1 protein-coding gene is annotated in these 248 nt (G+C 75.0%); it reads left to right on the forward strand.

Annotation, left to right across the window (positions count from 1 at the left end):
• Positions 1-248: putative sulfate exporter family transporter (locus G3I65_RS38665; protein WP_160700474.1), on the forward strand; the 248-nt coding region annotated here is incomplete at both ends.

Consider the following 248-nt stretch of genomic DNA (forward strand, 5'->3'; position numbering starts at 1 on the left):
GAAACCCGTGCTGCAGGCGTCGATCGTGGTGCTGGGCACCGGCCTGTCCCTGCGCCAAGTGCTCGAGGTCGGCGGCGGCTCGCTGCCGGTCATGCTCGGCACCCTGGCGGTCGCCCTCGGCGGCGCGTGGCTGCTGGGCCGGTGGCTCGGCGTCCGCGGCGACACGCAGACGCTCATCGGCGTCGGCACCGGGATCTGCGGCGCGTCCGCGATCGCCGCGACCACCGCCGTCCTCAAGCCGAAGCAGG

Origin of the sequence: Amycolatopsis sp. SID8362 (genome assembly GCF_010550475.1) — a bacterium.
Taxonomy (GTDB): Bacteria; Actinomycetota; Actinomycetes; order Mycobacteriales; family Pseudonocardiaceae; genus Amycolatopsis; species Amycolatopsis eburnea.